This is a genomic window from bacterium (assembly GCA_030654305.1).
Taxonomy (GTDB): Bacteria; Krumholzibacteriota; Krumholzibacteriia; order LZORAL124-64-63; family LZORAL124-64-63; genus PNOJ01.
Window position 1 is genome coordinate 1 of record JAURXS010000141.1, and the last position, 9,367, is coordinate 9,367.

Sequence of the window (9,367 nt, forward strand, 5' to 3'; positions counted from 1 at the left end):
CCCGGCCGGCAGCGCGGCCACGGCGTCGGTCGCGGCGGCGCGCGCGGCGTCGAAGCGCGTGCCCCGGTCCTGCTCGGCGCGCATGCTCGCGCTGGCGTCCAGCACCACCAGCAGCGCCGCCGGCGCCGTCGTCGCGGCGTCCCGCCCGCCCAGCCGCGGACGGGCCGCCCCGGCGACGACCAGCAGGATCGCCAGCATGCGCAGCAGCAGCAGCAGCCAGCGCCGCACCCCGAGCGCCCGCGAGCGCCGCGCCTGCACCTCCTCGAGGAAGCGCAGGTCGCTGAAGGCGATCTCGCGCACGCGCCGCCGCTGCAGCAGATGCAGCAGCAGCGGCACGGCCGCGGCCGCGGCGCCGAACAGCAGGCCGGGGTTCAGGAAGGTCAGCGGCACGTCGTCATGCTCCGATCAGGCCAACCGGCGCCGCTTGGACAGGTACGCGAGCAGGGCGCGGTCGAACGGGGTGTCGGTCGACGTCTCGACCAGGTCGATGCGCTCGCGGCGGCACGCCCCGCGCACCTCGCCGCGCCAGGCCTCGAAGCGCTCGCGGTAGGCCGCGCGGGCGTGGGCCGGCTCCAGGCGCAGGGTGCGGTCGGGCCGTTCCAGGTCCCGGAAGCGGGCCTCCCCCTTGAAGTCAAGGTCCAGCTCGCGCGGGTCCAACACCTGGAAGACGATCACCTCGTGCCCGCGGTGGCGGAAGTGGCGCAGCCCGTCGGCGACCTCCGCCGGGGAATCCATCAGGTCGGAGATCAGCACCACCAGGCCGCGCCGCGGCAGGCGCTCGGCCACCTCGTGCAGGACCGGGCCCAGGGCGGTGCCGCGGCCGGCCGGCAGGTCGTCGAGGTGCTTCAGGATCTCGAAGAGCTGCCGGCGAACGGCGCGGGCCGGCACCGATCCCAGCCGCCGGCTGTCGAACAGCTCCAGCCCCACGGCGTCGTTCTGCCGCAGCAGCAGGCGCGCCAGGCTGGCCGCGAGCAGCCGCGCGTAGGCCAGCTTCGTCGGCCGGGCCGCGTCCGAGCCGTAGCCCATGCTGGCCGAGCAGTCGACCAGCAGCGTGGCGCGCAGGTTGGTCTCCTCGCTGAAGACCTTCCGGTAGAGGCGGTCGCTCTTGGCGTAGACGCGCCAGTCGACGTGGGTGACCGGCTCGCCGGGGAAGCAGGCGCGGTACTCGGCGAACTCCGACGAGAAGCCGTGGAAGGGGCTGCGGTGCAGGCCGACCAGGAAGCCCTCGACGACCAGGCGCGCGATGAGGTCCAGACGACCCAGAGCGGCGAACTCGGCCGGCGAGACGGTCGCCGTGCTCACGCGGGAACCTCGTCGAGCAGGCGGTCGATGATGCGGTCCTTGGCGACGCCCTCGGCCTCGGCGTGGAAATTGGCGACCAGCCGGTGGCGCAGCACCGGGTGCGCCAGCGCGCGCACGTCCTCCAGGGCGGCGGTGGGGCGGCCCGCCAGCAGAGCCCGCGCCTTGGCACCGAGCAGCAGGGCCTGGCCGGCGCGCGGGCCCGCGCCCCAGGCCAGGAACTCGCGCGCCACCGCGGCGGCTTCCGGCGTGTCGGGCCGGGTCGCGCGGGCGAGCGCCACCGCGTAGCGCACCACGTTCTGGGCGGCGGGCGCCGCGTGTACCACCGCGCGCGCGTCCAGCACGCCGGCGGCGTCCAGGACCCGCTCGGGCGTCGCCGGGACGGCCCCGGTCGTCGCCTCCACGATGGCGATCTCCTCGTCGCGCTCGGGGTAGCCGATCAGGATGTTCAGCAGGAAGCGGTCGAGCTGCGCCTCGGGCAACGGGTAGGTCCCCTCCTGCTCGATGGGGTTCTGGGTCGCCAGCACGAAGAAGGGCGCGGGCAGATCGTGGGTCAGGCCGCCCGCGGTGACGCGGTGCTCCTGCATGGCCTGCAGCAGGGCCGCCTGCGTCTTGGGCGGCGTGCGGTTGATCTCGTCGGCCAGCACCAGGTTGGCGAACACGGGCCCCGGCACGAAGCGGAAGTTGCGGCGGCCGGCGAGCTTGTCCTCCTCGAGGATCTCCGAGCCGGTGATGTCGCCCGGCATGAGGTCGGGCGTGAACTGGATGCGCGAGAACGACAGGTCCAGCACCCGGGCCAGGGTCCCGATCAGCAGCGTCTTGGCCAGGCCGGGCACGCCCTCCAGCAGGACGTGGCCGCCGGCGAACAGCCCGATCAGCATCTCGTCGACGACGCGGCCCTGGCCGATGATCACCTTGCCGATCTCCCGCCGCAGGTCCTCGCTGGCCCGCAGCAAACCGTCGATCCGCGCGCTCTGGTCCACCATCGCCTCCGCAGGGTGGGGGGATCGCACCGGCGCCGGCGGCGCGCCGGCTCCTGGCCGCCTTAATGTAGGCGAGGAACGGCCCCGTCTCAACCGCGCCGATTTTTCACCGAATTCCTGGTTGCAGCAAAGGCCGCGCGCGGTGATCCTGGGGGCGCCCCCAACCTGGAGAAAACGTGGACAAGAAGTTCTACCGCAACATCGAAGACGTCCTGCGCCGCATCGACGCCTCCCGCTCCGCCGAGGACATGCTGCGCGAGACCCTGCGGGAGATCGTGGCCGTCTGCGCCGAGCAGTACGGCATCGAGAGCGGGCGCCTCTACCGCGAGCAGGACGACCAGTTCACCCTGATCGAGAGCGTCGGGGAATACGGGGAGAGCATCACCGGCCTGGCCGTGTCCCGGGAATACCCGGTCATCAAGGAGCTGCTCCAGCACCGCCTGGTGATGATCTCGCCGGAGTCCCCCGGTTTCGACCCCGAGATCGAGTACCGGTTCAGCCACTTCAACTACGCCGCCGTGATGGTGGGCGAGTCGCCGGCCTACATCCTGAGCTTCGGCATCCGCCGCGGCGACGACGACGGCGACCTGCACTTCATCCTCGAGACCATCCGCACCGCCGTCGGCCTGAAGCTGCGCCAGAGCAGCCTCGAGAACCAGCTGCGCCAGGCCCAGCAGATCCAGCAGAGCCTGCTGCCGCGGCGCCTGCCCGAGCTGCCGGGCTTCGACCTGGCCGCCCTCTCGATCCCCGCCGACGAGGTCGGCGGCGACGTCTACGACGCGCAGGAGGTCGAGGTCGGCGTGCTCTGCCTGTCGATCGCCGACGCCAGCGGCCACGGCCTGCCCGCCGCGCTGCAGGCCCGCGACGTCGTCACCGGCCTGCGCATGGGCATGACCGAGGAGCACAAGATCAGCACCACGGTCCAGAAGCTGAACCGCGTCATCCACCAGAGCGGCCTGGTCAGCCGCTTCGTGTCGCTGTTCTACGGCGAACTGGAGGAGACCGGCAGCCTGTCCTTCGTCAACGGGGGCCACTGCCCGCCGCTGCTGTTCAGCACCGCCGGCGAAGTCTTCGAGCTGCCCGGCAACGGGCCCGTGCTCGGGCCCCTGCCCGACGCCGTCTACCGCCGCAGCTTCGCCAACATCCACCCCGGCGAGGTGCTGGTGATGTTCACCGACGGCCTCCTGGAGCGCAAGCGGCGCGACCCCGACGCCGACCCGCCCGACGTCGAGGAGTACGGCGTCGGTCGCATCATCGCCACCGTGCAGGCCCACGTGCACCGCACCGCGGCGGAGATCGTGGCGGCGCTGATGGAGTCGGTGCGGCTCTTCGGCGCCGGCGCGCCCTGGGAGGACGACGTCACCGTGTTCGTGGTGCGACGCCTGACGAAGCGGGAATACAGCCCGAAGTCGGTGCTGGACGCGGTGTCGCGGCGGACCTCGCCGCTGCAGCAGGTCGGGGACTAGTCGCCGCGCTCGACGAGCCGGTACAGGGCGTAGGTCCACGGCTCGGCCTCGCCCAGACCGACCGAGGCGATCCCGCAGGTCGAGAGCAGCTCGAAGTCCACGCCGCCGACCGTGCGCCCCGCCCAGCGCGGCGGCCCCAGCGTGCGGTCGAAGAGGTAGTTCGGCACTTCCAGCTCCAGCCAGCGCCCGCTGGCGACCATCGCCTCGAACCCCATGTCGCGACCCAGCGAGCGCACCTCGGGGCTGACCAGCCCCGCCAGGTCCATGATCCGCCGCTCGCTGGCGTAGCCCACCGCCCCGATGTCCAGCGCCGCCACCACCGCGTCGGGCGGCGTGTTGTCCCGCAGCCACAGCCCCGTAGCGGTGAAGCACTCCTCGATGCCGCGGGTGAAGGTCGTCGCGTAGGGGCGCACCTTGACCGCGAGCAGGGCGCCGTTGGCCAGCAGCGCCAGCGCCGCGGTCGCCGCCAGGACGCGCCGCGCGGCGTCGGCGTGCGCGGGCATGCGGCGGACCATGGCCGCCGCGAGCGCGGCGCCCGCCAGCAGCAGCGGCGCGTGCAGCGGCGACAGGTAGCGCGAGATGGTCCAGACCTGCTTCACGGCGTAGCCGCCCACCAGCGCCGCGGCCCAGGTGAGGGCGATGCCCGCCAGCGCCAGCGCGCGGGGGCCGAAGGTGGGCCCCTCCCCGCCGGCCTCGCCGCGCCGCCGCGCGGCCGCGAAGCGCAGCGCGACGAACAGCAGCCCCAGCCACAGCGCTCCCTGCACCACGCCGATCTGCTCCAGGGAGCGGGTCAGGTGGCTGGCGAGGCTGGCGGGGTCGAGGTTCGGGGCGTAGCTCTTAGCCGCGGCGGTGCCCGGGACCAGGCGCCCGAACGCGCCGCGGGCGTAGACGAACCACGGCCCGGCCACCAGCAGCCAACCCGCCGCGGCCTGCGCCAGCGAGACGGCGGTGGTGCGTCCGGGATGCCGGCGCCGCTGCAGCCACAGCAGCCACGGCAGCGCCGTCGGCGCCAGCACCGCGATCTCGGGCCGCACCAGCGTGCCCAGGCCCCAGGCCGCGCCCCAGGCGACCCAGGCGGTGGGGCCCGCGGCGACCGCCGGCCCCAGCAGCACCAGCAGCAGGGCGCCGGCCAGCGGCGTCTCCATGCCCGACATCGTCCAGCGCAGGAACCACGCGTCGGCCGCGACCAGCACCAGCAGCACGGGCCGCCACGAGGTGGGCAGCGACAGCCGCGACAGCAGCCGGTCGGCCGTCAGCAGCAGCGCCGCGCCCGACAGCAGCCCCAGCAGACGCACCGCGACCAGCGGCGCGAGGCCCAGCTTCATCAGGAAGACCAGGGAGAAGATCCACAGCGGGGCGGTCGAGCCGTAGGTGGGCTCGCCGGGATTGAAGGCGAACTCCCCGCGTTCGGCGAGGTTGTGGGCGTAGCGCAGGTGGATCCAGGTGTCGTCGGTCTGGTAGCCCCAGAGCAGCACGGCGCCGGCCGTCAGCACGGCGAAGGCCGCTACCAGTCCCCACGCACGCGTTCGCACCGACAACCCTCCGTCGTGCCGCACACGTGTCACGCCGGACCGTGGGCGGGCGCTCGCCGCCGGCTTCCTGCCGGCGGCTCGCTCGACTTCCGCGGTCCTCCGCCATCCTGGCTACGGACCGCTCCAGACGCCGCCCACGGTCCGGCGTGACGCGTGTGCGGCGCGACCGCATGGTGTCGGTGCGATCGTGGGTGGGACTGTAGCCGCTTCACCTGTGTGGAGCCAGTCCCATGTTGCTCCCTGACGTCGCCCTCCTCAGAGGCGGCGAGACGGGACCGTCACGCAGGCCCTGACGCCAGGAGGGCGTCAGGGCCGAAGTGCCGAGCGCCCCCGCCGCAGGAGGCGGCGGGGGCGCGAGTCCCGACTCGCCGCCCCTGAGCAGGACAACGATCAGGTGAGGAACATGGGAAGGCCTTCCACGTCGTGGATGCGGGCGCGGTACTCGCGGGTGTCGTAGTACTTGGCGACGTCCACGCGCTTGGTCCCCGCCACGATCGAGGCCAGATCCACGGCCGTGTACTTGCCGCTCTGCAGGGCCGTCATGTAGCCGCTGCGGCCGGCGATGAGGTGGTCCATGGCCAGGTTGCCGAAGTTCATCGCCACCATGCGGTCCATGGCGTCGGGGGCGCCGCAGCGCATCAGGTAGCCCAGCGACTGGTACATGATGTCGACGCCGGTGCGCCGCTTGATCTCGTCGGCGGTGTGCTTGCCGATGCCGCCGAGCTTCTGGTGGCCGTAGGCGTCGGTCTCGCCCTGCTGGTGGATCGTGCCGTCGATCTCCTGCGCTCCCTCGCTGATGGTCATGATCGCGTAGTTGCTCGGGTTCTGGCGCCTGTCCGCGACCAGCTTTTCCGCCAGGGACTCCATGTCGAACGGCACCTCGGAGATGATGGAGCGGTCGACCCCGGCCAGGTAGCTGACGATCAGGGCCGTCTCGCCGCTGTTGCGCCCGAACAGCTCCACGATGCCGATGCGCTCGTGGCTGCCGATGGGCGTGCGCAGCTGCGTGATCGCCTCGACGGAGCGAGTGACCGCCGTGCCGAAGCCGATGCAGTAGTCGGTGCCGTAGACGTCGTTGTCCATGGTCTTGGGCACGGCCATGATCGGGAAGCCCGTCTCGTGCAGGCGCGCGGCGTAGCTCAGGGTGTCGTCGCCGCCGATGGGGATCAGGGCGTCGACCTGCAGGTCCTCCAGCGCGGCGAGCACGTGCTCGGTGATGTCGGCGGGGTAGGTCATGCCCGCCCGCTTGACGTGCTCGAACATGTCCTTCTCGCGCACCTTCGCCGGGTTGGTGCGCGAGGAGTGCAGGAAGGTGCCGCCGGTGCGGTCGATCGTGCGCACGGTGTTCCAGGTCAGCGGCTGCAGCCAGCGGGCGTTCCACTCGGACTCGCCCGGCTTGTAGCCGGACAGGGACTCCCAGCCACGGCGCAGCCCCAGCACCTCCCAGCCCTCCTGCAGCGCGCGCCAGACGACCTGCTTGATGCAGGCGTTCAGGCCCGGGACGTCGCCGCCGCCGGTGAGGATCGCGATCTTCTTCTTGCGGGCCATGTCGGTCCTTCCTTCCCGGCGGTTCAGTCCGCCGACCCGTAACAGTGGCAGCCCTCGCCCAGGAACGTGCCGCGGCAGGACATCTTCGCCAGGGCGCGCACGTCGTCCTCGGTCAGGCCGAACAGATCCATCGCCAGTTCGTACTCGCGCGACAGGGTCGTGCTCGAGACGGTGGGGTTGTCGGTGCAGAGCGCGACCTTCACACCGGCGTCCAGGAAGCGCGGCAGCGGGTGGTCGCGCAGGTCGGCGACCGCTCCGGTCTGCACGTTGGAGCTGAGGCAGACCTCCAGGTAGACGCCGTCGCGCGCCAGGCGGCGCATCAGCTCGGGGTCCTGCCCCGCCGAGGTGCCGTGGCCGATGCGCTGCGGCCCCAGGTTGTCCAGCGCCTCCCAGATGCGCCCGGGCCCCTCGCTCTCGCCGGCGTGGACGGTCCGGTGCAGGCCCATGCGCTCGGCCAGCTCGTAGGCCTCGCGGAACAGCACGGGCGGGAACGGCGACTCCGGCCCGGCGATGTCGAAGCCGACCACCCCGACGCGAGAGTGGTACTGCTCCTTCTCGCCGACGATCTCGCGCAGCAGGATCTTCGCCATGTTGCCGCCGTGGCTGCGCATGGCGATCACCACGATGCCGCAGCGGAAGTCGGGGTGCGCGTCGGCGAAGCGCATCAGGCCCTTGCGCGTGGCGTTCAGGACCTGGCGGTTCGACAGCCCGGCGCGGCGGTGGATCAGCGGGTTGATCCGCAGCTCCAGCAGCCGCACCCCGTCGGCGTACGCGTCCTCGGCGATCTCGAAGGCCACGCGCTTGATGGTGTCGTAGAACTGGGTGTACTGCAGCGGCACGTGGAACTTGTCCAGGTAGTCGATGAGGGACCGGTCCTGGGCGTCGTCCCACTGCAGGTAGTGCCGGAAGGCCTCGAAGTCGAGACCCGGCACCGCGGAGTAGTACTTCTCGGACATCTCCCACAGCGTCGCCGGTCGGATGGCGCCGTCGAAGTGACGGTGCAGCTCGGCGAGCGGGAGGGTCGCGAGGAATTCGCGTCGGTGCGTGGCGTTCATGCCACCTCCCTCGTGTCGTTTCCCATTTTTTGCTGGCACAAGGATAGGCAGCGGAAGGCGGACTGTCCACCGGGACGAGGGACGCCCGCGGCCGGGCGGGGGCCGGCCGCGGGCGTCGGGTTTCGCGACCGCCATCTACTTGCCGTCGCGCAGCTTGCCGGGGAGGCTCAGGAACTCCTGCCGCTCGATGAAGCCGCTGCGATCCCGGTCGAAGTAGGCGAATTTCGCGTCGACGTCGGTCCCTTCCTTCCAGATGGCCGCGTATTCGGCCCGGGTCAGCTTGGCGTCGCGGTTGGCGTCCACGGTGTCGAAGACCTGCTCCAGGGACATGTCGTCGCCGTCCGGGTCGATGCGGCCGGCCGGCGGCGGGGCGGCGGCCGTCGACGCCGGGACCGCCTGGGTCTGCGCGGCGGCGGTGGGCGCGGGTGCGGCGGTCGCGGGTGTGGAAGCGACGGGCGCCGCGAGCGCCTCGCTGGCGACCCGCACCTCGGAGACGCCGTAGGCGCCGTCGCCCTCGCTGCCCCGCAGGCGCAGGTAACGGGCTTCGGCCGGCGTGACCGAGAGGCCCGGCACGGCGCTCGGGTGCCCGGGGAGCGTGCTGTGGGTCTCCATCCCCCACTCGTTGGCGCCGGCGGCGGCCGGGATCGTCGCGAAAGCGGCGTAGCCGGCCCCGTCACGGCTGGTCTCCAGCACGTAGTCGTCGTTGTTGTCGACCTGCAGCGTGACGCCCGTGACGCGGCGAACCTCCCCCAGGTCGATCACGAAGCCGACCGCCGGATCGACCCAGTGCACGCACTGCTCGGCGTCGAAGGCGGTCTGGTCGGCGGGCGTGATCCCGTCCAGCAGCAGCGCGGCGGCGTTGTTGAACTCGCCGCTGCCGGAGACCTTCGGCGCGGGCGCGGCGGCGGTGCGGCCCGCGGCGGCCGGCGGGTTGCCGGCCTGCTTGGTGTCGGACTGCCCGCAACCCGAGGCGAGCAGCGCGAGCAGGACCGCGGCGGCGGTGAGACGGTACGTACGTGTCGTGATGGTCATGATGATCGTGACCTCGCCTGTTGAAATGGTGCTGACGATGGCGGGCCTCGTCCCCTCGAACCCCTCAAGTGAATACTATGATTCAATGGCGGGTGGCGTCAACCGATCGTCGACCAGGGCTCATCTGATCAGGGTCAGCTTGCAGGTCGCGGTCCGGTCGTCGAGACGCAGACGGGCGAGGTAGACGCCCGCGGGCTGGGTGCGGCCCGCGGCGTCGCGGGCGTTCCAGACCGTGGCGTGCATGCCGGCCGGCATCGGAGCAGCTACTAACGTCGACAAGCGGCGTCCCTGGAGATCATAGACGGACAGATCCACGTTGCCTGGACGGTCCAGGCTGAAGTGGATCTCCGGAGCGGTCTGCAGTGCGATCGGAATGGACAACCAAAGGGGACTCGCCACGGACAACGTGGGCGCGTCCTCGTCGTCTTCGATGGGGAGTGGGTCGTTGCAGT

Annotated in this window: 9 protein-coding genes; 1 reads left to right on the forward strand and 8 read right to left on the reverse strand. The window is 71.9% G+C overall.

Annotation, left to right across the window (positions count from 1 at the left end; translation table 11 throughout):
* From Q7W29_03695 to Q7W29_03705, 3 genes are all read right to left on the reverse strand, one after another.
* On the reverse strand, positions 1-390 hold a 390-nt coding region (locus tag Q7W29_03695; protein MDO9170915.1), incomplete at its 3' end, for a BatA domain-containing protein.
* Between the two features lie 15 nt (positions 391-405).
* Positions 406-1,302, reverse strand: coding sequence for a DUF58 domain-containing protein (locus Q7W29_03700; GenBank protein ID MDO9170916.1), 897 nt, complete (start codon positions 1,300-1,302; stop codon positions 406-408).
* Positions 1,299-2,285: a MoxR family ATPase gene (locus Q7W29_03705; protein MDO9170917.1), complete on the reverse strand. Its 987-nt coding sequence runs from the start codon at positions 2,283-2,285 to the stop codon at positions 1,299-1,301. The genes Q7W29_03700 and Q7W29_03705 overlap by 4 nt, the downstream gene beginning before the upstream one ends.
* Positions 2,286-2,458: 173 nt before the next feature.
* On the opposite strand from Q7W29_03705, the gene Q7W29_03710 reads away from it, so the two are divergent.
* Positions 2,459-3,748 carry a PP2C family protein-serine/threonine phosphatase gene (locus Q7W29_03710; protein MDO9170918.1) on the forward strand — a complete coding sequence of 430 codons (1,290 nt, stop codon included), beginning with the start codon at positions 2,459-2,461 and terminating at the stop codon, positions 3,746-3,748.
* On the opposite strand, the gene Q7W29_03715 is transcribed toward Q7W29_03710, so the two are convergent.
* The 5 genes from Q7W29_03715 to Q7W29_03735 form a co-directional block, all read right to left on the reverse strand.
* A complete protein-coding gene (locus Q7W29_03715) occupies positions 3,745-5,280 on the reverse strand; it encodes a hypothetical protein (GenBank protein MDO9170919.1) in 1,536 nt (511 codons plus the stop codon). The two genes, Q7W29_03710 and Q7W29_03715, sit on opposite strands and share 4 nt — an antisense overlap.
* 390 nt (positions 5,281-5,670) lie before the next feature.
* Entirely contained in the window at positions 5,671-6,828 is a 1,158-nt protein-coding gene (locus Q7W29_03720; GenBank protein ID MDO9170920.1) for an ATP-dependent 6-phosphofructokinase, read from the reverse strand.
* Between the two features lie 23 nt (positions 6,829-6,851).
* Entirely contained in the window at positions 6,852-7,883 is a 1,032-nt protein-coding gene (gene add, locus Q7W29_03725; GenBank protein MDO9170921.1) for an adenosine deaminase, read from the reverse strand.
* A gap of 135 nt (positions 7,884-8,018) precedes the next feature.
* The gene (locus Q7W29_03730; protein MDO9170922.1) at positions 8,019-8,915 is read right to left on the reverse strand and encodes a hypothetical protein; all 897 of its coding nucleotides are present in this window, start codon (positions 8,913-8,915) and stop codon (positions 8,019-8,021) included.
* A 120-nt stretch (positions 8,916-9,035) separates the two neighbouring features.
* Positions 9,036-9,367: hypothetical protein (locus Q7W29_03735; protein MDO9170923.1), on the reverse strand; the 332-nt coding region annotated here is incomplete at its 5' end.

Bases quoted from the DNA above. Each gene is read 5' to 3' on its own strand.
- Q7W29_03720 (MDO9170920.1), bottom strand. From the start codon at position 6,828: ATGGCCCGCAAGAAGAAGATCGCGATCCTCACCGGCGGCGGCGACGTC.
- Q7W29_03705 (MDO9170917.1), bottom strand. From the start codon at position 2,285: ATGGTGGACCAGAGCGCGCGGATCGACGGTTTGCTGCGGGCCAGCGAG.
- Q7W29_03730 (MDO9170922.1), bottom strand. From the start codon at position 8,915: ATGACCATCACGACACGTACGTACCGTCTCACCGCCGCCGCGGTCCTG.
- add (MDO9170921.1), bottom strand. From the start codon at position 7,883: ATGAACGCCACGCACCGACGCGAATTCCTCGCGACCCTCCCGCTCGCC.